Origin of the sequence: Bradyrhizobium sp. RD5-C2 (assembly GCF_019972155.1) — a bacterium.
GTDB lineage: Bacteria > Pseudomonadota > Alphaproteobacteria > Rhizobiales > Xanthobacteraceae > Bradyrhizobium.
In genome coordinates this window covers 148,338-169,122 of the sequence record NZ_BOVL01000016.1, presented here as the reverse complement: position 1 = coordinate 169,122, position 20,785 = coordinate 148,338, and the positions used below count along the sequence as shown (strand labels likewise).

Below are 20,785 nucleotides of genomic sequence, written 5' to 3'. Positions count from 1 at the left end.
CTTCCCCGACATGATCGAATCCAGAAGACCATCCCACCTCCTGACCAGCATGGAGCCTTCAAAGATGACCCAGTTCTTGAACGACCGCTCAGCAGCACTGTCGAGCCCGGCCCCGAGTTCGTTTAGCAGGTAGCGGTCTTCACCGACGCGAGAGCAAATGCCGACGGTCGAGAGAGCGACGAGCAAGCGGGCCAGAGCGTCCCGGTCCGCGTGGGTTCTGCTCGCAAGTTCATCGACCGTTCGCGGTCCGTCGCGCAGCAATTCGGCAAGGCCTAGCCTGGCAGCGACATAGATCACAGCCGTCACACGGTGCGATTGCACAAGGTCTAACAAATGTTCGGGGGGATTGGTGGTCATGTGCCGCCCTAGTCTTCGATCGGGAATCCTGATGCCCTCACGATCAGCCCCCAGCGGTCTAAGTCGGCGCGCTGGATATGTCTAAGTTCGTCCGATGTCGTTCCTGTTGGCTCGCACCCCATGGCACGAATCTTTGCGCGCATTTCGGGATCGCTCCCGACTGCAATGATCTCCTTTCCCAGGCGATCAACGAACTGACGCGAGAAATGGGCCGGCGCATAGAATGCGAACCACCCTGCCGCGTCGATATCGATCCCGCTCTCCTTCAGAGTTGCGGTTTGGGGCAGGAAGGAAGATCGCGCAGCGGCCGCGGTGGCGATGATGCGTATGCCACCATCCCGGTGTTGCGCCAGGAGTTCGGAAAGAAACGCCATATACATCGGGACCCGGCTGGCCAGCACATCCGGGAGGGCAGCGGGCGTTCCCCTATAGGGCGTGTGGCGCAAGTTCAGGCCTGCGATCCGGCCAAACTCGCCGCAGATGAAATGAGGTGCCGTACCTGCTCCGGGCGAGCCGTACACCGTCTGTTCGGGATTGGCCCTCATCCAGTCGATGAGTTCGTGCACCGAATGGATGGGCAGCTTTCCGCTGACCGCCAGAGCCAGATCGACCGTCATCACCTGCGAAAGGGGCACAAAGTCGCGCTCTGCATCGTATCCCAGGCTCCTGAAGAGATGCGGCTGAAGTGTGAATTGCGAAGCGGAAGCAAACAGCACTGCCTCCTCTCCCAGTGCGGCATTCTTGACCGCCTGAGTGCCGATGCGCCCGCCAGCGCCAGCAAGGTTCTCCACAATCGCCACTTTGCCGAGCCTGGTATGGAGCTGCTCGGCAAACAGCCGGGCGATCGCATCTCCCGACCCTCCAGGCGCGAATGGAAACACGATCTTCAGCGGCTGGTCGGCAGCAATAACGGGTAGCGGAAGAGCCAGAGCCGAAAACCCGGCCAGTATGGCGCGACGCGAGTAAGGCTGCATGACGTTCTCCACGTGCAACGCAATGATCCGTCCGGCTTTCCATCTCGCTATCCTGACGCAATATCGCTATAACCCAAAATCGCAATATTCTATCGGGCTATAACGTGGGGTGATGCAGATGGAGTGGCACGATCGCATCGGCCGCCGGCTGCGGCTAAAGGATCTTCACACGCTCCAGACGGTCGCAGAGGTCGGCAGCATGGCCAAGGCGTCTCACCGTCTTGGATTGTCGCAGCCTGCGATCTCCAAGGCCATCACCGACATGGAGCACGCCGTCGGGGCTGCGCTGCTGGATCGCACCTCGCGCGGGGTTGAGCTCACTGATTGCGGTCGCCTTCTTGTCGATCGCACGCGCGTCGTTTTCGACGAAATAAAGCTAGGTGTTACCGACATTGTGCAAAGGTCAGACCCAGCGCAAGGGCTCGTTGCGATCGGTACAACCGAGCCGGTGACCGCCATCGTTACAGAAATTATTGGACATCTCGTCCGCAGATATCCAGGCATCAGGTATCGTATCACGATAGGTGATCGGGATGCGCTGGAGCATGCTCTGCGCCAGAGAATGCTTGATCTAGCCATAACGCGCTGGGCGCCGTTGCCGGTCGCCGATGATTTGTCCGCGGAGGTGCTGTTTAGATCCTCACTTGCGGTGATGGCGGAGCGACGGCATCCGCTCCTGCGATCGAGGAAGAAGTTGAAGCTCGCAGAACTTATGCAAGAGCAATGGACGCTCTCGCCGCCCGATTCTTTTTTGGGACGTACCGGCGTCGAGCTATTTCGGCGACATAACCTGCCGCTTCCGCCAGCGACCGTCACCACGATTTCAATCTACATGCGGTTGAATCTGTTGGCGAGCAGCCGGTTTATAACCCTGTTGCCCATGCAGATACTCAGAATGCGATCGAGTAGCGCATGGCTGCGCGCGCTGAACGTCGATCTTGGCGATACTTCCGCCCCGATAGCCTCAATCACCTTGAAGGGACGACGGGCCGGCGGTGCCGTCAAATTATTCCAAGAGGCCAGCCGGGAGGTCTGTAAGGCGCTAGTTGGAGTGACCTGATGAGTCCGAGCGGACTGTTCATAAGCGGACCTGACGAGTTTATGAGTTCGCGCCCTAGTGGCAGCTGCAAAGTTCTATGGTAGTTTGACCACATCAATCTGTTTCCTCGCTTCTACGCTCTGGTATTGCTTGCCCTATCGTCCTCTCACGCAAAACATCTCTAGAACGCCAACCTCCAAGCCCAATAGACTCCGATCGCCATTTGTGCGGCGAATGCAGAAAATCGAAGACTTACGGCGATCGAGCTGGTCGAGACAAGATGGATAATCGATTGCGCGAGCCGTGCCGCGAGAAACCAAAGCGCCAGCGCGTCAGTGATCGTTTCTTTGTTCAGCAAGATTGCAAAAGCTAATAGCCCTCCGAAAACAGGCAGCCCTTCGATGCAATTTGCATGAGCGCGCGCAAGGCGTCGCATGAATGGCGACAGATTTGCGTTGTCGGGGGCGAAACCATTTGCCTGAACCCTGCCGGTGACCACCAGGCAAGTCCGGATGGTCTCCATTAGCAGTAACAGAAAAAGCGCCCACGAGATGAAACCGATTAGCGAGAAAGCTGTGCTGGACATTCTCCCTCCCTTGTCTGTGCCCGCGATAAGTGTTTTCAGCGCCGCCTTCCGCCCGATTAGCGGCAGGCTTTTGCACGTAGCGCCTGTTGAGAAACAGAAGGTCGAAGGACACCGTCGATCGTCCCCAACGGAGGCGCGACATTAACTGCTCGTGCTACTATTCAATTCTATTCCGCCTTCTAGTCGCGCTTGATTTTCTTGGTCAGCGACCATTTGTGCACTTCGGTTGGCCCATCATAGATGGCGCGCCTTGGCGCGCAACTCCTGCACCAGTTCGTCGCTTGGGCCAGACCGGTCCGCGGGTCCTTCTCATAGGGGATCACATCGGCGCGGATGAAAGCCTCGAGTTTCGCGGCGATGATATCGGCTCGATCAGTCATAAATGCGGACTCCGGTCGATGCTTCGAGTCGCGCGCGGTCGCGGCAGTCTCAGGAGATGACGCCGTCGTTTGCGAAGGCAGAGGTAGGCGAAAGGATAGGATGCGGGGAACAGTCACTGTCTCCAGTCATTCTCGGGCAGGTACGGATCGCATATTCGCCGACTTTGTGAAGCGCCCACTTATGCGCCGCATCGCAATCTGTAGGAACCTATCGTCTGCTCTGTACTTGTTTACTCACCAATCCCCACTTTAGGAGTTTTCATGATTTGCCGTTTCGCTGCTGCCGCCGCTTTTGCTGTGGCTGTCTTATTTCCCCTTGCAACCCAGGCCCAAGGCGTCCCGGGAGGCGTCGAGCGGGGTGCGCGGGATGGTGAGCGAGCGGCAGGGCCGGTCGGTGCGGTCGTTGGTGGAGCAGTCGGCGGGGTCGTAGGCGGCGTAGCGGGAATCCTTGGTGTTGATCAGCGTCCTCGCTTTCATTCCTACGTTGTCGAACAGAGACGCCCCTCGTACCAGTATCGCGAAGGTCTAAGAGTTGGGGCGGTTCTTCCAGAAGAGGGCGTGACCTACTACGATGTGCCGCCCGAGTACGGCGCCCGTGAGTATCGCTATACGGTGGTGAATGGTCGGACTGTATTGGTCGAACCGCGAACACGCCGGATCGTCGAGATTGTCGAATAACAACTATGGGCCGTCTTTCGAGACGGCCTTTTCGTTGGTCGACAATAAGGACCGCCGGGCTCGCTGCTGATGTCCGTAGGCCATGCGAATGCCGCGCTCGAACGCGCATTCGTTAGATCAGTCCGTGACAACCGAAGCTAGGCCAGCAGATGATGCCTGTGATCAGGCAGCCGTTCAAAGCACGTACAACTGAAGAGCTTGTGGACTTGCTCGGCACGGTGGCCACTGCGATCCTGACTGAGCGATGCTCTATTTTGGGCGCGTACTCTTCGTCCAATCGCATTGGCAATTCTTCTCAGCTTTGTCTTGGCACGAGCGGTCTTGATATTGCAGCGCATCCACGTGCCGCGCGGATTGGCAGTCGTGAGTGTGGCTCTGCTTGCCTTCGCACTCATTTTTGCGATGGGGAGCCTTCATACGACGTTGCGGGGTCTCAAGCTGTGGCCGAAGCCCGGGCGATCAAATACGATTACGCGGTAGTGCCTGGCGGCAAGATCGATGAGGCCGCTTGTTTCAAAATCCTAGATCATGCTGCCGTTGCCATGAAGCAGGACCAGTAACCGGCCGGAGCCGCGTTCGACGTAGTGCAGTCGGACACCATCGATGTCGATGAAGCGTCCTTGAGGCGGATGATCGCGTTGGGCTTTGTCGGCAAGTCGTTGATTGACGACCACAGCGGCAACCATCAAGCCGACCGCCGCGACAGTGGCGGACGCCACCGGATATTCCCTCAGAGCACAACGGTGCTAGCCGCCAGCGATGGCGAGGGTTTTTTCAGTATGCGCATGTGACACTTGACGAAACCAGCTGCAGGTGACGAGTTGCTTGAGGAGCTGTTCTGATCCGATGACGATCTTAATGACATCGGCTTCTTGGTCGGGAAATTCCTTGCATCGCTCAGGCTGAGACCGACCGCAATTGCTGGGATCGATCCGGCCATCGATGATCTTCGGCTATCGAAAACGGCTCTCGCGCCGCCGTGCCGGTGATGTCGTGCAGACGCAACAGGAGGTGCAACGATAGGTTCCTAACATCCGGAGGGAATTCGACGCAGCGCTCCCCTCATTCCTGTTCGCGCAAGCTAACGGTCAAACCGATCCTCTTGAAGTCGGGAACAAATGCAAGCGATTGAAAGGAGCGGATGTATTGCTACGACTTCATGCAAAGCGCGTCGAGGCGAGTTCGGTCCCGGCGCATTGATACCACTGCACGTGAACGGGCCACTTGCAGCTCGTGTCATGGCGGGCGTGTGACTGATATTTCCGGACCTTGGATCGCAAGCGGTACGGCAATAGAGGAACTAACGCCCCAACGGCGGCTTGGCTCACTCCTCAGAACCTCTGGAGAAAATTATGAAACGCCTGTCGCTCTTCGTTTGCATTTCTATCTTTGCGGCTGCCACGGCGTGGCCGGTGTCGGCGCAAAACCCGCCGGCGCAGTCCGGACCGAACAACAATGCGGTTAACAGTGCCGGCCAGAACAACTCCGACGCTCCCGTCGTGGGTCGCAACAGTTTCACCGAAGGACAAGCCAAGTCGAAGATCGAGGATGCTGGCTTCGCCAACGTCACCGAGCTGAAGAAAGACGACAACGGCGTCTGGCGCGGTCAAGCCAGCAAAGGCGGGTCTGCTATGGCCGTCAGCGTCGACTTTCAAGGCAACGTCAATTCGGCCAAGTAACAAATATGAAGGGATACAAAATGACCGTCACGATTTCTCGTCTTTACGACCAGTACAATGACGCCCAGCAGGCTGTTCGACGGCTTGAGGCTGCCGGGGTGCCGCATTCGGACATCAGCATCATTGCCAACAATTCGGACAGCTGGTTCAGTTCCGACAAGGAGGTGGATCGTGACCGCGATGGTGTCGACGATCGCGCCGAAGGTGCCGGCAAGGGCGCCGGCATCGGTGCGGGGTTGGGTGGCGCCGCCGGCCTACTTGCCGGTCTCGGCTTGCTGGCTATCCCTGGCCTTGGGCCCGTTGTCGCAGCAGGCTGGCTGGCCGCGACTGCGGTTGGTGCTGCCGCGGGAGCCGCTACGGGCGGAATTGTCGGAGCGCTCACGGAGGCCGGGGTTTCAAGGGAGGACGCTGGCACCTACGCGGAAGGGGTTCGTCGCGGAGGTACGCTCGTATCGGCGCGCGTAGCAGCCCCGGAGAAGTCTCGACTTGAAACAATTCTCGACGAGTCGTCCGTCAACATGCGTGATCGTAGTGCGGCTTGGCAGAAGGCCGGCTGGAAATCATTCGATCCGGCCAGCCAGCCTTTTGGTGCAGAAGAGATTCGCGAGGAGCGGCGGCGTTACGGTGGGGCAATTCGCTAAGAGAGCAATGCGGCGGCTTGCAACCAAAGCAGGCCGCTGCGTTCGTGGCCGGGTCGCGAGGCCAAATAAACACCCTTAGTCACAACGAAGGACCGCATCATATGATGGACGAAAGTAACAAAAGCCCAAAGGAGAAGCAGGCCGGTGAAAATCCGGATGGCAAGTATCATTTCAATCCCGGTAACATGGCAGGGAAGAAGCCTGGAAATAAGGAGCAGACGGCCCAGAACCGAGGCGAGCCGAAAGGTCAGGAAAGGCCCGCCGATTAGGCGGGCGTTCTTGCCTGGGACGACCGGCATAGATGTCGTCCCATTTGTTGCCGTCGAGCGCGAAGCCGGCGATCGCCAAGGTCTCGCGCTGGGCGCAGGGCTTCTTGACCCAGTCGCGGCTGCGCGTGCCGGTCGGATACTCGCTGTACCTGACCTTCGACACGACGCTTTCGCGGCCCAACTTGCAGGCGAACATCTCCGGGCCATCGACTTCGAAGCTCTCGCTGAACTGGATGTTGGTGCCGGCAACAAGAGTCTTCAGGGCAGCCTTTCGTTCGATCAGTGGCAGCTTTCGAAGGTGCGCCCGTTGAGAAACAGAATGTAGAGAGCGAAACACGATCTCGGTCGAACGGCCGCGAAGCTCGTTATTCAGGGAGAAGTCGGCGCCGCCGCTGGCTGATGGGATCACAACCTCGCCATCGATGATCGCCGATGCTGCCGAGATGTGCCAGGCATCGTTGGCGATCTTCTTGAAGCGTTAATCGTGGCCGCGGCGAGTATTGAGCTTCACCGCTTCATGGGCGAGGTGGAGCTGCACACGATAGCCGTCGAACCTTGATCTCGCGAATCCATCGTGAGCCGCCGGTACGTTCTCGATCGGCGACGGCAATGCCGGCGAAATGAAGGCCGGGAAAGAGCGCCTTGGTCTCAGTCGTCTCAGGCTTCCTACGCTGAAACGCCACAATGCAACTCCACAAACAATGAGCTGATTCAAACAGTCGCAATCGCAATCGTCCAGCCCGGGGGCGCGGTTGGAACTAGCGATCTTAGCCATCGTTGGGCTTCACCAAAAGAAAGATCAGAATGGCAAAGAAAACGTAGAAGCAGACCCCGGGCGGTCGCAAACATGACCGGGCGCGCGTCGCCGGCGGGCAGGACTATGAGGTGCGCTACGAGCCGAGGAAAAACCGGGAAGTCGGTGGCCTAAAGAAGGCCGTCACGAAGGTCGGTAACAGCCGCACGCGGGTGGAGCACCGGTTCGGGCCAGCGATGATGAAGTCTTTGGGAAAGAGCTTTCGAAGGGAGGTTAGCCTGCGTTGAGGCCGCCAACAGAGGCGGCGCTCACTCCGCTGCTCTAAGGTTTGCGGCTCGCTCGACTTCATCAGCCAGACCGGTGAAGTGCTTGTGCAGCTTGTCGTAAAGTTCGCGCTTGACTCCATCCGTCGCAAGATCGCGGATCAAGGCAGCCTGGCTGCGTCCCGGCGAAGTTTTTCGATTGAACGAGATAGTCTTTCACAACGCCAGCTCCAGTTCTTTTAGTTCGGCGGTGGACGTTCTGAAGATTGCAGCCACTCGTTCGCATGCCACCTGTCTCGGCCCGTCGGGCCTTCTTCAGGGCAGCTTTGCGATCAATGTCAGGTGGGTGAACGTTGGCATTGTAGCGAAGGCGTTGCGCCTTATCAGACAAACGTTCATTTAAGGACTGCATAGGATTGAAATGACGCCTTTGCAAGCGCTGCTTCCTTTTAGTTGGCGGGAGCGCAAACCGGGCGTTCTCATCACCGACAGAGGCCACCGGCGGGATGGCGACGAAACGACAACAGGTCGTAGCTCTATGGTTCCTAGTTGCTTCGGAAGCGGAACTGGCCGATCAAGTCGTGACGGCAGTATCGGAGCTAAGTGGGCCCGCGCAACTGCCCTCGAACCCAGCGGCTTGTCGTTGAAGATTTCATCGGGTCAGCGAGATCGGCTACAACCTGGTGGATGTCGTCGCACACCGGGCACTCATAGGTGTGATTTGAAGACCCCAGCGGCCGGGCGTGATGCGTGCCAGCGATTTAGACATGTTGGGCATCGCTTGAAACGATAGGCCATGTTTGCGCGCCTTAGGCGGGAGCACGGACGGCACCCTTTGCCTTTGCTGCCGAATTAGGCCACTCACCAAATAAGAAACAGGCCATTAGGAACACACTGCGGGCTGTCGCCTTGACACACTTCAAGCAACCCGGGCGGACGCAGCCAATGGCTCAGTACTATTTCGATCTGAGAGACAGCAGGGGCACGACCATTGACGAGGAGGGTTTGGCACTACCGGATTTGCAAGCGGTGCAGAATGAAGCTGCGCAAGCCTTAGGTGTCATGGCTAGGGATGCTGCGCTCACCGCACTTGATGGCGTGGAGCAAATGGAGATCGAGGTGCGCGATGAGGAAGGTCCCGTGATGCTCGTTCGCTTTTCCTTCGAGATAACCCGTAATAAGCAGAGCTAGCATCCCTCGCGACTTCCCCGGAGCGCTGGCAAACCAGCTGCGTCAAGCCTTCTCCGTCACGCCCAGCGCCTATCGCCGGCGCGCATGGGCTTCGAGAGTCTCTGAGGTAGTGGCAGACGTAGAGCGCTAGGGCTCAGGCGGCTTTTACCTATTGTCGCTCAAGTTTCCGCTGCGACGAAAATATCGAACGCCTCGTAAGCCTGCTGCGGCGTTCTGAGGAGGTAGTTCGCTGATCGTTGTTTCTAGGAACGAATAGATACGGACTGAGTCGGCTTTTAAGCTCTCCTCTGCTCCTCAGCCGCTGGGAGCCGCGATCCCTGGCAACGACATTCGTTTGGCTAAATCGCACTTTACGTGCTCATCTTGATTGTCAACTTCGCGACATAGGCTCCCGGCATCGCCACCGAAGTCCCCCGGAACCAAATTACGTAGGTTGGTTTGATGGATCGGGTTACCTTGGATCGCTACGCACTTCTCCTGCGGCGATACGAGAACGAGAAGAAGGCTCATGCACCCCGGACCAAAGAGATTAAGGCCGCCCTCCTACGTAGAATCCCGTAGTGTCGTGATGAGCACGCAATGATGCACATAAGAACCATGGAGAAGCTCATCATTTTCCGCTGCCCGGCGACTGGCTTGGATGTGCAAACGCTACTGCCATTGGGGCGCCGCGGCGATAAAGGTCAGCGAGCGGCCTATGAGAGCTTGAATTGTCCGGTCTGCACGCGACTTCACTTCGTCAACCTAGAGACCGGTAAGACTCTTGGCCAGCAAAGCTGAGGCCGTCTCGGTATTTTGTTAGTAAGCCGTCGCGCTGGAAGGCTAAGCCCGCTGCAAGCGCCGCGCCGAATTTGACCTTTAAGTGACCTTCCCAGCCTCGCCACGAGTTTGCCTCACCGCTGAATACATATGTTAATCGCGTGTCGGCTGTGGCACGATGGAACTCGGCAATCGGATGACTAGCAGCAAGCATGGCTGACTTCATCTTTCGAGCGAACATCGCTCACTACAAAGGGCTTTTGGAAAGGGAAACCGACGTTCGGAAGATCGAGACGTTGCGCAGGCTGTTGGCGGAGGAAGAAGCCAGCTGGCGCAATGGCTGGCCCGAAAAAGGAAAGCCGCCTGTTAAGAAATAAAGGCGACCTCCCGGTGCCACTTGGCTATCGAACGTCCGGTGTCGGGGGCAAAAGCGGACTTCACGGTTGCGCATTCCGACTTTCCGAGTTGGACCGATGCGGACAACCGTCCCCGGTTGACGCAGATCAAAATTTGCACAGACTGCTCGGTCCATTGTGCGCGTGTGTCTTCCTGACATGGCGACAGATGATCATCCATGGTGCGGTCGAATGGGCTATAATCTTGCCGACGAGCGCCGCCTAAGTGAGGCTGTGCACGTATGGAGATAGTCAACGACTTCTTGGCGGGGGGCGGCGAGATGGGCGCTCTGACGAGGGGATTTGACTGGTCAAAAACGTCGCTCGGGTCTCCGGAAACATGGCCGCAAAGTCTACGGGTTACTGTGCGGCTCGTTCTTACCTCGCGCCACCCGATGTTCATTTGGTGGGGACCTGAACTCATCCAGTTTTACAACGACGCCTACCGCGAGACGATGGGGCCGGAAAGGCATCCGAGCGCTTTGGGGGCACGGGGCCGTGAATGCTGGGACGAGATATGGGATATCATTGGTCCCCAGATCGACCACGTTATGGCGGGTAGGGGTGCCACCTGGCATGAGGACGAACTGGTACCGGTAACGCGTCACGGTCGTCGCGAGGATGTTTGGTGGACGTATAGCTTTGGTCCAATCGATTTTGAAAGCAAAGTCGGCGGCGTGCTGGTCGTCTGCAGAGATGTCACGTCCGAACACATGGCGAGGGAAGCGCTGAACCTCATCAATGAGGAGCTAAAGCACCGCGTCAAGAATACTCTGACCGTACTTGGTGCCGTGGCCACTCAGACATTTCGCGACGTATCGAGCAAAGCCGATCTCGAAAAGTATCAAGGACGACTTGCCGCGTTCGCAAGAGCGCACGACTTACTCACCGCAGCAAATTGGGCTGCAGCACCCCTGCAGGACGTGATCAGCACCGCCCTGACCCCTTATCGAACAGGCGACGGCCGGTTTGCGGTCTCGGGTCCTCCACTTATTGTTAAATCTCGCCAAGCTCTCGCTCTGTCCTTGGCGATCAACGAGCTTGCGACAAACGCTCTAAAATATGGCTCTCTGACCGTGGCGAGCGGCCGCGTCTCAATTACATGGACATCCGAAGATCAGGAAGGTGAGCCAAAATTCGTTTTCGTCTGGCGGGAGTTTGGTGGCCCACCTGCGTCGGAACCCTCCGGTGTGGGCTTTGGTTCGCGCCTCATCTCTCGGGTACTCCAAGACGATTTTAGAGGCTCCGTTGAAGTGTCGTTTGGATCAACCGGGCTCGTTTGCCGTCTGACGGCTCCGCTCGAAAATCTAGCAACTTCCCCGAATAACGAGTGAAGGCTCCTTTACCGGAGCCCCGGTGTTGCCAGCCGACTTGCGAGGTTTGACGGGATGCGATCATCGACCGTCGTGCGTGATTAGACAAATCGAATGGTGATTTTTTCGAGGGGAGTGCCAACCACCGTGGTGGTCTAGCATTCGCCTGGCTTGACCGGCATCGCCAGCGTCAAGGTGCCCGTCGAAAACCTCGCCCGCGCACAGTGGCGGGTTGTGTGGATCATGTGCCAGCAATTCGACCAGATGGCGCAGCGCCCTTAATGGACTATCGAGCACGAGCGAGCCACCGCCGCGCTGCACCCATTTGCGATCGCAATAGAGTTTAACCTCAAATGTGGTTAGTTCACGTTGCCGCGCTGTCTTGCGCGGCGCGATTGCGTGGCGTGTTCCAATCAAAAGCGCTCCATTGACGCTGTTCGCGGCGATCGTGTCTGCAGCCGAAAAGATCCAGTTAGGAAAGATCGATTGCAATCGACTTCTTCTTTGATAGTCAGCGTGACTAACGTGTCCCGATTGTGCGCGGTCCTGATTTGTCAACCATGCGGCCGGGCGGACTGGATCGTGATGTCCGCCCGGCCGTCGGAAGTCCGGAACCGTTGCCCTTTTACGCAAACACGGATGTCGGATTGGTGAAGGTCAAGTCCGGGAATCCTCCATCTTCGAGGCCTCAGCCAGCGCTTGCGTGTCGATGTATTCCCGGATGTGCGTGAGTTTCCGGTCTCGAACGGTTATCGCGAAGACCCAATAATCTTCGAACGGCTTCTTCGTAGACATGACCATTTCCTCTGCGAATCCGATGACGAGAACACGGTCTCCCTGCGCCACGAACTCCGGAGGCGCCGGGGAGGAAATCTGCGTCGCTTCGGAGGCCTTCTGGAGCAGACCCGACAGTCCGGCGTGTCCGCGGTGCGTGCCGGCAAGCGTCCAGTCCTTGCCCGGTATGATCCACTCGATGTCGTCGGCGGACAACGCGAGCAGCGCTTGCCGATCGCCGCGCCCAAGTGCGGCGAAGAAGTCCTTCACGATTTGGGTGTTCTCTTCGATGCTCATGATTTGTCTCCTTTCGCATTCGGATCGTCGACCTTCCACGTCGACCGCGGCCGCTCAACCCTTAGGCTTCACGAACCGATAGGCGAAACGATCGGTCTCGCCCTTGACCGATGGGTCGAACACCTTGGCGGAGTGGGAATCGTATGTGTTCGCGAGCATGCTGCTGCTTTCCGCGTCCAGCACGAAGCCGGACGCTTCCACCTCCGCCCGGACCGAGGAAGGGTCGATCCGATGCAGCGATTGGGCATCACTTGTGCCCGTGCCCGCGGCGGCGGCGTGATCGACGATCACGTAGGAGCCGCCCGGCTTCAGACGATCGAAGACGGCTCGATTGAAGTCGACCGCCGTTGCGCCCCTCGCTCGCATCAACTCGGTGTGGAGATCGTGGTAGAAGAGGTGCAGCCACAAGACGTCCGCCGATCCGGTGACGCCGGGCAACGCCACGAGGTCCGCGGAAGCCGCCTCAACGTTCTCACGGCCCGGCTCCTTCGCCAGTGCCTGGATGCGCCCCAGCGGATCGTTCTTGAAGTGCGCGACTTCCGCTGGAACGAAGCTGTAGACGCGCCCTTCGGGCCCTACGATGTCGGAGAAGAGGCGGGTCCAATCGCCATCGCCCGGATAGACGTCGATGACGGTGGAGCCCGCACCGACGCGCGAGAAACGGATCAGTTCTGATTGTTTCGATGAAGGGTACATTGATGACCTCCGATGCAGTACGGCGCGAATTCAGATGGCCGAGAAGCCGCCGTCCACTGATAACTCCAGCCCGTTCACGAAACTCGAATCGTCCGAAGCCAGAAATAGCGCGGCCGCCGCGATCTCCTCGGGACGCCCCATCGTTCCGCGCGGGATCAGCGACTCGAACATCTTCTTCGCTTCCTCCGTGAGCACCTGGTCCTGCATCGGCGTGGCGATCGGCCCCGGATGCAACACGTTCACCCGGATGTTCCTGGCCTTCAGTTCGTTGAGCCACCCGCGGGCGAAAGCGTGCAAAGCCGCCTTGCTCGCCGCGTAAACGCTGTAGCCGGGGAAGCCTTTCAGCGAAGCGACCGATCCGGTCATGAAGATCGATGCGCCATCGCTCAACAGCGGCAGTGCTTTTTGCACGGTGAAAAGAGTTCCACGCGTATTCAACCCGAAGGTCGCATCGAAATGCTTCGCGGTGATCTCGCCCAGCGGGACGGCTTCGCCGATGCCGGCGCTCGCATACAGGACGTCGATCTTTCCCTTTTCCCGCTTGACCGTGTCGATCAGTCGGTCGAGGTCGTCGAGATTGGCCGCGTCGCCGCGCACCCCTGTCACGTTACGGCCGATCGACCTGACGGCCTCGTCGAGCGCTTCCTGCCTTCGGCCCGTGATGAAGACGTAGGCGCCTTCCTCGACGAACCGCTTGGCGCTCGCCAGCGCCATGCCGCTCGATCCGCCAGTGATGACTGCAACCTTGTTGTCCAGCTTTCCCATGAGATCTTCCTTCAGACTTTGCTTTTGATGGTTCGGGGGCGTTCCCGCGATCTCGTCGAAATGGGCCTGGCGAGGTCCGGCCGTGAGTGCGCAAGCGCGCACATCGCTGGTGCGAAATTGAACCGCTTGGGAGGCCGGGGCTCAGTATGGACTTTGGGGCGTCGGGCCGTCCGAAATTGGCTTATTTGCACGTCAAGCCTTCTAAATCGCCTATTTGTCGTCGTCCTATGTGCTACACGGATATTCGGAGAAGGCACGAACCGGTGCCGGATTGCACCATGATCGACTGGGACGACGTTCGCTATTTTCTCGCTGTCGCGCGCGGAGGCTCGGTAAGGGCAGCCGCCGAACGCGTCGGCGTGAATCATGCGACCGTGCTGCGGCGCGTCGCCCAACTGGAAGAACGTCTCGGGGCGCAGATGTTCGAGAAGTTGCCTTCAGGCTACCTCATCACGGCGGCGGGGGAGGAGGTTCTCGAGCTCGCGGAGCAGATGGAGGCATCGTCGTTCCAGTTGGAAACGCGCGTTTTCGGCCGCGACCAAAGCGTACGCGGACGTCTGCGGGTGACGCTGGCTCCGCCCCTTTCGACGCATCTGCTCATGCCTGACTTCGCCGAGTTCGCGCGACTACATCCCGACATCGAGATGGAGATCCTGTCGTCCGGCGAGCTGGCCAATCTGACCAACAGGGAAGCCGACGTAGCTATCCGCGTGGTCTACGACCGCAAGACTCTGCCGCTCAATCTTCATGGTCTGAAGGGCCCGGAAGTGTTCGGAGGCGTCTACATGTCCCGCGACAGACTCGCCAAAACGCGTGCTGGCGCGCCGGATCCCGTCCGGTGGATCGTCATCAGCATACATGGAATTCCGGACTGGGCCGGTGCGGGCGAGCTCCGCACCACGCAGGTTCCGTTCAGGGTAACCGACGCCGACGGTCAGATCGCAGCCGTGCGGCAAGGGCTCGGAATCACGACCCTACCGTGCTTCGTCGGAGATGCCGACCCTCTGCTGACCAGAGTGCCTGGCAGCGACCTCCACATGTACGGCACGCTTTGGCTGCTCACGCAGGGTGAGACCCGCAAGACCAAGCGCGTTCGACTCTTCACTGAGTTCATAGCCGACAGGCTCGCCGCCCATGCTCCGCTTCTTACGGGTCAAAGAAAGTCGCGTCCGCGGACCAAGCCTTGAAGCTGCTGTGATCGCTGCAGGACGAAGTGCTTGGTCGGAACGTCGGCCTAGTTCGAATCTCTTCGATCTAGGCGAGCCAGCAGCCGTTCAAGGGCCGTTCGGCCCCGGGGCCCGTAACCGTCGTCTGCGAGCGCGCCGGTCCGCGCCAGGCCGAACCGAGCATATTGCTCCGCCGCCTCCGCATCCCCGAGCCGGCGAAGGGCGTCGTCGACGTTCAGAAGCAGAGATGGCATTAGAGCGCGTACTCATTAATTTCGACCTGTCTGCTTCGCTCCAAAAGCGGCCGAGATCATGAGGTGGCGCAGTATATCGGACTTGGTATGCGCAGACATTAACTGCAAGTAGCGAGTTCGCTCCACACCTGTGCCATTGGATCGAAAACGGCAGGGTTTTTTCGTACGGTGACTGACCATACTGGCATCGTGAACGTCGGGTCTAGGTTCAAGACACGTTCGGCGACCGATCTCGCCTCTTCGATTCGACCAAGCCGGACTAGGGCGATCGTCTGAAGGACGTGCGGCACGCTGAATGAAGGATTGGCCTCGACTGCGCGAGCCGCTGCCTTCAAAGCTTCATCAAACCGATTGGCATAAAGCTCAGTCACCGCGATCGCCATATGAGCAATCAGTGTATCGAAAGGACTTACCTCGAGGGCGTGTTGCGCCAGTTTAAGCGCACTTTGGCGGTCGCCCATGAACGCATGCGCGAATGCACTGTTCCCCAAGGCAACGATATTTGAAGGACTGATCGACAGGGCCCGGCCAAACACCTCGAACGCGTCACTGAAGTCAGGATCAGCGAACCAGATCACCAGACCGGCAGCACCGAGCGCGGTCGCGTCATCACTTCTCGTCGCAGCGCGAGCATAGCGGACGGCGGTGGCACGATCGGCCTCGCTCAGTCCACCGCGGCTGAATCTGATCTGAAAGCATCGCGCCAGCTGTGCCTGAGCAGCCGAATAATCGGGCTCCAGCTCCAATGCCCTCTGCAAAAGCGGAATAGCTTCCCCAGCGCCCGTCGGCATGGTCGTGCGCATCGATGAGATCGCCCGCAAGACAAGATCATAAGCATCGAGACTGTTGGGACGCTCCCGTCGGACGCGGCTGATTTCGACCTTGCGCAGATTCGGTTCAAGTGCCCCGATCAGGCTCATCGCAATGGCGTCCTGAACTTCGAAAATATCGTCAAACCGGCGATCGTACCGCTCGGCCCACAATGCAGCACCCGTGTCGGACTCAACGAGCCTCGCCGTGATCCTTATGCGATTGTCGGCCTTGCGCACGCTCCCCTGCACGAGATAGCGGCACCCCAGCTTCCGCCCTATACTTTCCAGGTCGCCGGTGCCGGCTTCGAACAGCAAGCTCGACGTGCTGCCGACCACCGATAGACCGGTGATACGGGATAGTCCCGTGATGATGTCCTCTACGATACCATCGGCGAAGTAATCCTGGCTGGAATCCCCACTGAGATTGGCGAACCGCAGCACGGCGACCGTGGTCCCGCGCGCCGGGATGTATCCAGAACCCGAATACGCCAGCATATCCGGACCATTCTTGACTCCCACGAGGCGATAGCCTCGTCCCGGAACGGTAACGACGTAGCTCTGGCCGTCACTTCCGAGTTCGAGTGCCTTGCGCAAGGCGGACACGTGCACCTGGATCGCGTTCTCCTCCACCACGCGACCCGTCCAGATTTTTTCCATCAGGCGATCCTTACTCACAACCTCGCCTGGCACCGAAGCCAATTCGCAGAGGATATCGAGCGCCCGGCTTGGGAGCTTGACGGGCTGTCCCGAAAAGGTCAGCCGCCGCTCGACAAGATCCAGCACAAACTTTCCAAATCGAACAGTGTCTCGATCCGGTTTCGGATTGACCGCCATGCCTGTTCAGAACTCTTCAGACCCTGAAACAAGGACCTTAAGGGTATCGCTCCGTAGTGTCCATCGAGCCCGACAAACCGCCGTGCCGGCGATCGGGACGAGGAGGTTCCGTCATGCGGACCACGCATTTGGCTTTGGGACTGCTCACAACAATCGCTCTGTCGTTTACCGCGCTTCCGGGCAACGCCCAGTCGTGGCCAACCCAAGTCGTGAAGATCATCACGCCGTTTCCGCCTGGCAGCGGTGGCGACGTCACGGCGCGTCCGTTCGCCGAAAAGCTCGCGGAGCGGTGGGGAAAGCCGGTCATCGTCGAAAATCGTCCAGGCGCCGACGGCATCATCGCCGCGACCGCGGTGCTCAACTCGAACGATGGTCATACTCTCCTCTATACGAACGGAGGACCGCTCACGAGCAACCTGGTCGCGCACGCGGGCAGCCTTCCGTACAATCCCGATGATCTGCTGCCGGTTGCGGCTGCCGCTGAAGTCTACGTAGCGATAGGGGTGCCTGCTTCCCTGGCGACAAGCTCGTTGTCCGAATTTGTGGCTCAGGCACGCCTCAAGCGGGGGCAGTTCAATTGGAGCGGAACTCCGGGCAGTCTGGACTATCTGGTGCCGGGGTTTTTGAAGAACGCCGGCATCGATCTCCCGCGTGTCCCCTACCGAGAGGTGAGCATGGCGATGCAGGACCTCTCGCAAGATCGACTCCAATTTTATGCTGCTGCCCTCGCGACCCAGTTGCCGATGGCGCAAACCGGCAAGATCAAGATAATCGCGATCACGAATAGTCAACGATCACCCTTCTTGCCCGACGTTCCCACGGCGCGCGAGTCGGGTTTCCCGGAGCTCGAGTATGAAGCGTTCCTCGGCTTTTTCGCGCCCCGCGGGATGTCGGCGGAACTACGTGAACGAATTGGTGTCGACCTGCAAGCGATCGGCCCGGACGCTGACTTGGCACAACGCTTCAATGCAATCGGCATGCGGGTACGCGTGACCTCTCCGGCAGAACTGCAAAAGATTGTCATGAACGAGCGCGCGGCGCTTGCCCGTTACACCCAGGCGGCGCCGCGATAAGGACGCGCAAGGCTCCGAGACAGGAGAAATATCCCCATGACCTGCGAGCATCCGCGCACCGATCGGCTTTTCGAGATCGGCAGCGCCTATCGACAGGCGAAAGTTCTATTGAGCGCGGTCGAACTCGGAGTTTTTTCGGAACTCGCAGCCGGCCCACTCGATGCGAGGGGGCTCGCCAGCCGCATTCAGGTCCACGGCCGCGCGGCTCGCGACTTCTTCGATGCACTCGTCACGACTGGTCTTCTGACGCGAGACGACAAAGGGCGATATCGCAATACCGAGGAGAGCGATTTTTATCTAGACCGAGCGAAGCCGACTTATCTCGGCGCCAGCTTCGATCAGTACAACCGCCGCGAATACGCCTTATGGGGATCGCTGACGCAGTCGCTGCAGACCGGCAACCCGGCGGCCGAAACGCACGGCCAGGATCACTTCGGGTCTTTGTACAACGACGCAGTGAGATTCCGGAGCTTCGTTAGCGCGATGACGTCCGGCAGCTTGCTCGCCGCTCAAAATATCGCTCACCAGTTCCCCTGGGAGAATTATCAGACACTTTGCGACGTAGGTACCGCTCAAGGTTGCCTACCGGTCCAAGTTGCTTTGGCACATCCTCACGTCCGCGCGATCGGGTTCGATCTCCCGATGCTGTGCTCGGCATTCGAGGAGTACGCGGTCGAACGCAACGTCGCTGATAGGGTGAGTTTCGCGGGAGGCGATTTCTTCAAGGATCCATTGCCTCAGGCCGATGTCATCGTCTTGGGTCGCGTTCTCCACAATTGGGACCTTGAAGCCAAGAAGATGTTGCTGGACAAGGCGTATCGATCGATTCGGACAGGTGGGGCTGTCATCGTCTATGATATGCTGATCGATGACGACCGGCGCACTAGCACAACTGGCTTGCTCTCCTCTCTCAACATGCTCCTTTGGACGGCGGGTGGGTTTGGATATACGGCAACGGATTGCACCGGTTGGATGCGTTCGGCCGGGTTCACAAAGACGATGGTTCGCCACCTTCCAGGTGGTAACTCCATGATCATCGGCGAAAAATAGGGGGCGCCATATCTTCAGGTGCGGGCTCAGGATCATTTTGACTGATCCAGTTGGATGGTCCCTTGGGTGATGTCCGCTGCGCTCCAAAAGCAGCAGTAACGGAGGGGAAATTAGGCGCGTTGTGTTTGGTCCGATGCCTGTGATTCAAGCTGTCAAACTGGAGCTTCGAATCATGCGCTATGAACTTGCCGATTTTGAATGGGCCGCCCTCAAGCTGATGTTGCCGAACGAGCCGCGTGGCGTTCCTCGGGTGAACGATCGCCGTGTCCTAAACGGCATCTTTTGGGTTTTGAGATCGGGAGCACCCTGGCGCGATCTGCCTGAGGCGTTCGGCCCGTACATCAATTGCTATAACCGCTTCGTTCGCTGGCGGAGGGCCGGCGTGTGAGGCCGCATCATCGACGCGCTTGCTGCTGCCCATGACACCTCCATTGTCCGCGTGCAGCAGCATGGAACCTGCATCACAAGGAACCAGCACCGATTGATGGGACGGTCCCGCGGTGGCTTGACGAGCAAAATTCATGCTGCGGTCGATCGCAATAGTCTGCCGGTACGGCTGGCGTTGAGTTCCGGCGAGTCCCACGACGTTCGACTTGCGAGAAAACTGCTGTCTCGTCTGAAGTCCGGGTCAATGCTGCTTGCCGACCGTGGCTATGACGCCGACTGGATCAGAGCGCTTGCCATGAAGAAAGGCGCGTGGGCTAACGTCCCGCCGAAAAGCAAATCGCAGCGATCCTATCTGCTTCAGTCCCTATCTCTGCAGCTCGTAACCGGGTCGAGCGGTTCTTCTACAGGATCAAACAATGTCGCCGGGTGGCGACGCGCTACGACAGGTTGGCCGCCAACTACCTTGCCTTCTTTCAACTCGCGTCAATCAGGCTATGGCTGCGCCTTTAATGAGTCCGCGTCCTAGCATCAGCGGAGTCAGGTCCGATTGCGACCAGCCGCGTTGCATCGCCTGAAAGCTGGACCAACTTCTACAAGCAGAAGGTTTACGATACCAAGAAATCCGAGGTCGGCATGGTCGACGACATTCTGGTCGATAAGTCGGCAAGGTGACCGGGCTTATCGTCGAGGTCGGTGGCCTTTTGGGTGCCGGCGAAATGATTTTGCCATTCATTGCGCTTAAGACCGAATAGAAGGACGACAAGTGGTGACTCACGTTTGACGAAACCATGGATGGTCGAAAGCCGCACCGGACTTCAAACGCGATAAGGCCAGCACGACCTGGCTTCCCAAAAATAAACGAGCCCGCGGCCGAATCGAGCACGGGTCCGCCTGATCGGTTTGTCTGTGACTCTGTGAGCGGTACGACGAGAGGTATCCATGTTAGTCGCCTTGGTCAATGCTTCGCAAAAAGACCCGCTCAAGAAGCCGAGCGGGCCTTTCGCATAGAGCCTGATTGCTCAGTGCATGTGGATCAAGCGGTAGCCGGTGCCGCCGACGACGGCAGGGACGACCCACAGCAGCAGTACGGGCATGCTCTTCTCCAATTGCTAGGGTTCGGAGGCTTACGCTGTCTCCGCAAAGCCCTACTGTTCGGTGCAAACCTTGGTGGTTTTCACCGCCGACTCGGCTTCGGTTCTGGTCTTGTAGACCCCGTCGCCGACGATCGTGGTGGTGGTCGTCGTCGGCTTGGTGTCGACCACGGTGCACTTCTTAGTGGATGCGTCGCGCACAACGTAGAACTCGGCGGCGCTGGCGGCCTGGGTGCCGAGAGCAAAGGCGGCGAGAGCGCCGCATACGATCAGTTTCTTCATGATGTCTTCCTCCTCCAGTAGATGAT

At 58.7% G+C, this 20,785-nt stretch carries 21 protein-coding genes and 3 pseudogenes; 12 read left to right on the top strand and 12 right to left on the bottom strand.

Features of this window, described 5'->3' with window-relative positions:
• The coding region (locus tag BraRD5C2_RS19830; RefSeq protein WP_275945290.1) for a methyltransferase family protein at window positions 1-357 on the bottom strand (357 nt) is incomplete at its 3' end.
• A gap of 8 nt (window positions 358-365) precedes the next feature.
• On the bottom strand, window positions 366-1,331 hold the full coding sequence (locus BraRD5C2_RS19825) for a tripartite tricarboxylate transporter substrate-binding protein (RefSeq protein ID WP_223970584.1): 966 nt from the start codon (window positions 1,329-1,331) through the stop codon (window positions 366-368).
• A gap of 118 nt (window positions 1,332-1,449) precedes the next feature.
• Here BraRD5C2_RS19825 and BraRD5C2_RS19820 point away from each other — a divergent pair, with 118 nt between their 5' ends.
• A complete protein-coding gene (locus BraRD5C2_RS19820; RefSeq protein WP_223970582.1) occupies window positions 1,450-2,391 on the top strand; it encodes a LysR family transcriptional regulator in 942 nt (313 codons plus the stop codon).
• Window positions 2,392-2,551: 160 nt separating this feature from the next.
• Here the strand turns inward: BraRD5C2_RS19820 and BraRD5C2_RS19815 are convergent, their stop codons facing one another.
• Both BraRD5C2_RS19815 and BraRD5C2_RS19810 read right to left on the bottom strand, forming a co-directional pair.
• Window positions 2,552-2,956, bottom strand: coding sequence for an MAPEG family protein (locus tag BraRD5C2_RS19815; RefSeq protein WP_223970580.1), 405 nt, complete (start codon window positions 2,954-2,956; stop codon window positions 2,552-2,554).
• 179 nt (window positions 2,957-3,135) lie between these two features.
• Window positions 3,136-3,336, bottom strand: coding sequence for a hypothetical protein (locus BraRD5C2_RS19810; protein ID WP_223970578.1), 201 nt, complete (start codon window positions 3,334-3,336; stop codon window positions 3,136-3,138).
• 261 nt (window positions 3,337-3,597) lie between these two features.
• Here BraRD5C2_RS19810 and BraRD5C2_RS19805 point away from each other — a divergent pair, with 261 nt between their 5' ends.
• Window positions 3,598-4,014, top strand: a complete 417-nt coding sequence (locus BraRD5C2_RS19805; RefSeq protein ID WP_223970576.1) for a DUF1236 domain-containing protein — start codon at window positions 3,598-3,600, stop codon at window positions 4,012-4,014.
• Between the two features lie 416 nt (window positions 4,015-4,430).
• Here BraRD5C2_RS19805 and BraRD5C2_RS19800 read toward each other — a convergent pair.
• Window positions 4,431-4,801: pseudogene (locus BraRD5C2_RS19800) on the bottom strand (alpha/beta fold hydrolase); the annotation flags it as partial.
• Between the two features lie 565 nt (window positions 4,802-5,366).
• Between BraRD5C2_RS19800 and BraRD5C2_RS19795 the strand changes: the two are divergent.
• Window positions 5,367-5,693 (top strand): hypothetical protein, encoded by a 327-nt coding sequence (locus BraRD5C2_RS19795; RefSeq protein ID WP_223970574.1) that lies wholly within the window; start codon window positions 5,367-5,369, stop codon window positions 5,691-5,693.
• 20 nt (window positions 5,694-5,713) lie between these two features.
• Window positions 5,714-6,334, top strand: a complete 621-nt coding sequence (locus BraRD5C2_RS19790) for a general stress protein (protein WP_223970573.1) — start codon at window positions 5,714-5,716, stop codon at window positions 6,332-6,334.
• 171 nt (window positions 6,335-6,505) lie between these two features.
• Here the strand turns inward: BraRD5C2_RS19790 and BraRD5C2_RS19785 are convergent, their stop codons facing one another.
• Complete coding sequence (locus BraRD5C2_RS19785; protein WP_223970571.1) at window positions 6,506-7,012, bottom strand: DNA ligase-like domain-containing protein; 507 nt, start codon at window positions 7,010-7,012, stop codon at window positions 6,506-6,508.
• Between the two features lie 413 nt (window positions 7,013-7,425).
• Between BraRD5C2_RS19785 and BraRD5C2_RS19780 the strand changes: the two are divergent.
• The 4 genes and pseudogenes from BraRD5C2_RS19780 to BraRD5C2_RS19765 form a co-directional block, all read left to right on the top strand.
• A pseudogene (locus BraRD5C2_RS19780) lies at window positions 7,426-7,587 on the top strand (DUF3606 domain-containing protein); the annotation flags it as partial.
• Between the two features lie 978 nt (window positions 7,588-8,565).
• Window positions 8,566-8,811 carry a DUF6894 family protein gene (locus BraRD5C2_RS19775; RefSeq protein ID WP_223970569.1) on the top strand — a complete coding sequence of 82 codons (246 nt, stop codon included), beginning with the start codon at window positions 8,566-8,568 and terminating at the stop codon, window positions 8,809-8,811.
• Between the two features lie 971 nt (window positions 8,812-9,782).
• Window positions 9,783-9,947, top strand: coding sequence for a hypothetical protein (locus tag BraRD5C2_RS19770; RefSeq protein WP_223970567.1), 165 nt, complete (start codon window positions 9,783-9,785; stop codon window positions 9,945-9,947).
• 260 nt (window positions 9,948-10,207) lie between these two features.
• Window positions 10,208-11,299 (top strand): sensor histidine kinase, encoded by a 1,092-nt coding sequence (locus tag BraRD5C2_RS19765; RefSeq protein ID WP_223970565.1) that lies wholly within the window; start codon window positions 10,208-10,210, stop codon window positions 11,297-11,299.
• 60 nt (window positions 11,300-11,359) lie between these two features.
• On the opposite strand, the gene BraRD5C2_RS19760 is transcribed toward BraRD5C2_RS19765, so the two are convergent.
• The 4 genes from BraRD5C2_RS19760 to BraRD5C2_RS19745 all read right to left on the bottom strand — a co-directional run bounded on the left by BraRD5C2_RS19760 (window position 11,360) and on the right by BraRD5C2_RS19745 (window position 13,810).
• Window positions 11,360-11,770: a hypothetical protein gene (locus tag BraRD5C2_RS19760; RefSeq protein WP_223970563.1), complete on the bottom strand. Its 411-nt coding sequence runs from the start codon at window positions 11,768-11,770 to the stop codon at window positions 11,360-11,362.
• A gap of 165 nt (window positions 11,771-11,935) precedes the next feature.
• On the bottom strand, window positions 11,936-12,349 hold the full coding sequence (locus tag BraRD5C2_RS19755; protein WP_223970561.1) for a nuclear transport factor 2 family protein: 414 nt from the start codon (window positions 12,347-12,349) through the stop codon (window positions 11,936-11,938).
• A gap of 54 nt (window positions 12,350-12,403) precedes the next feature.
• Window positions 12,404-13,045 carry a class I SAM-dependent methyltransferase gene (locus tag BraRD5C2_RS19750; protein WP_223970559.1) on the bottom strand — a complete coding sequence of 214 codons (642 nt, stop codon included), beginning with the start codon at window positions 13,043-13,045 and terminating at the stop codon, window positions 12,404-12,406.
• A 30-nt stretch (window positions 13,046-13,075) separates the two neighbouring features.
• Window positions 13,076-13,810, bottom strand: coding sequence for an SDR family NAD(P)-dependent oxidoreductase (locus BraRD5C2_RS19745; RefSeq protein ID WP_223970558.1), 735 nt, complete (start codon window positions 13,808-13,810; stop codon window positions 13,076-13,078).
• 278 nt (window positions 13,811-14,088) lie between these two features.
• On the opposite strand from BraRD5C2_RS19745, the gene BraRD5C2_RS19740 reads away from it, so the two are divergent.
• Window positions 14,089-14,997, top strand: a complete 909-nt coding sequence (locus tag BraRD5C2_RS19740) for a LysR family transcriptional regulator (protein WP_223970557.1) — start codon at window positions 14,089-14,091, stop codon at window positions 14,995-14,997.
• Between the two features lie 331 nt (window positions 14,998-15,328).
• On the opposite strand, the gene BraRD5C2_RS19735 is transcribed toward BraRD5C2_RS19740, so the two are convergent.
• The gene (locus BraRD5C2_RS19735; RefSeq protein WP_223970556.1) at window positions 15,329-16,876 is read right to left on the bottom strand and encodes a winged helix-turn-helix domain-containing protein; all 1,548 of its coding nucleotides are present in this window, start codon (window positions 16,874-16,876) and stop codon (window positions 15,329-15,331) included.
• Window positions 16,877-16,989: 113 nt separating this feature from the next.
• Here BraRD5C2_RS19735 and BraRD5C2_RS19730 point away from each other — a divergent pair, with 113 nt between their 5' ends.
• From BraRD5C2_RS19730 to BraRD5C2_RS19720, 3 genes and pseudogenes are all read left to right on the top strand, one after another.
• The gene (locus BraRD5C2_RS19730; protein WP_223970555.1) at window positions 16,990-17,949 is read left to right on the top strand and encodes a Bug family tripartite tricarboxylate transporter substrate binding protein; all 960 of its coding nucleotides are present in this window, start codon (window positions 16,990-16,992) and stop codon (window positions 17,947-17,949) included.
• A gap of 36 nt (window positions 17,950-17,985) precedes the next feature.
• Window positions 17,986-18,999 carry an acetylserotonin O-methyltransferase gene (locus BraRD5C2_RS19725; protein ID WP_223970554.1) on the top strand — a complete coding sequence of 338 codons (1,014 nt, stop codon included), beginning with the start codon at window positions 17,986-17,988 and terminating at the stop codon, window positions 18,997-18,999.
• A gap of 172 nt (window positions 19,000-19,171) precedes the next feature.
• Window positions 19,172-19,896: pseudogene (locus BraRD5C2_RS19720) on the top strand (IS5 family transposase).
• Window positions 19,897-20,531: 635 nt separating this feature from the next.
• Here the strand turns inward: BraRD5C2_RS19720 and BraRD5C2_RS19715 are convergent.
• On the bottom strand, window positions 20,532-20,759 hold the full coding sequence (locus BraRD5C2_RS19715; RefSeq protein ID WP_223970553.1) for a hypothetical protein: 228 nt from the start codon (window positions 20,757-20,759) through the stop codon (window positions 20,532-20,534).
• Window positions 20,760-20,785 lie beyond the last annotated feature (26 nt).

Coding starts and splice junctions, on each gene's coding strand:
- BraRD5C2_RS19755 (WP_223970561.1), bottom strand. CDS start 12,349: ATGAGCATCGAAGAGAACACCCAAATCGTGAAGGACTTCTTCGCCGCA.
- BraRD5C2_RS19820 (WP_223970582.1), top strand. CDS start 1,450: ATGGAGTGGCACGATCGCATCGGCCGCCGGCTGCGGCTAAAGGATCTT.
- BraRD5C2_RS19725 (WP_223970554.1), top strand. CDS start 17,986: ATGACCTGCGAGCATCCGCGCACCGATCGGCTTTTCGAGATCGGCAGC.
- BraRD5C2_RS19745 (WP_223970558.1), bottom strand. CDS start 13,810: ATGGGAAAGCTGGACAACAAGGTTGCAGTCATCACTGGCGGATCGAGC.
- BraRD5C2_RS19765 (WP_223970565.1), top strand. CDS start 10,208: ATGGAGATAGTCAACGACTTCTTGGCGGGGGGCGGCGAGATGGGCGCT.
- BraRD5C2_RS19750 (WP_223970559.1), bottom strand. CDS start 13,045: ATGTACCCTTCATCGAAACAATCAGAACTGATCCGTTTCTCGCGCGTC.
- BraRD5C2_RS19815 (WP_223970580.1), bottom strand. CDS start 2,956: ATGTCCAGCACAGCTTTCTCGCTAATCGGTTTCATCTCGTGGGCGCTT.
- BraRD5C2_RS19740 (WP_223970557.1), top strand. CDS start 14,089: ATGATCGACTGGGACGACGTTCGCTATTTTCTCGCTGTCGCGCGCGGA.
- BraRD5C2_RS19735 (WP_223970556.1), bottom strand. CDS start 16,876: ATGGCGGTCAATCCGAAACCGGATCGAGACACTGTTCGATTTGGAAAG.
- BraRD5C2_RS19790 (WP_223970573.1), top strand. CDS start 5,714: ATGACCGTCACGATTTCTCGTCTTTACGACCAGTACAATGACGCCCAG.
- BraRD5C2_RS19730 (WP_223970555.1), top strand. CDS start 16,990: ATGCGGACCACGCATTTGGCTTTGGGACTGCTCACAACAATCGCTCTG.
- BraRD5C2_RS19825 (WP_223970584.1), bottom strand. CDS start 1,331: ATGCAGCCTTACTCGCGTCGCGCCATACTGGCCGGGTTTTCGGCTCTG.
- BraRD5C2_RS19795 (WP_223970574.1), top strand. CDS start 5,367: ATGAAACGCCTGTCGCTCTTCGTTTGCATTTCTATCTTTGCGGCTGCC.
- BraRD5C2_RS19810 (WP_223970578.1), bottom strand. CDS start 3,336: ATGACTGATCGAGCCGATATCATCGCCGCGAAACTCGAGGCTTTCATC.
- BraRD5C2_RS19805 (WP_223970576.1), top strand. CDS start 3,598: ATGATTTGCCGTTTCGCTGCTGCCGCCGCTTTTGCTGTGGCTGTCTTA.
- BraRD5C2_RS19770 (WP_223970567.1), top strand. CDS start 9,783: ATGGCTGACTTCATCTTTCGAGCGAACATCGCTCACTACAAAGGGCTT.
- BraRD5C2_RS19715 (WP_223970553.1), bottom strand. CDS start 20,759: ATGAAGAAACTGATCGTATGCGGCGCTCTCGCCGCCTTTGCTCTCGGC.
- BraRD5C2_RS19775 (WP_223970569.1), top strand. CDS start 8,566: ATGGCTCAGTACTATTTCGATCTGAGAGACAGCAGGGGCACGACCATT.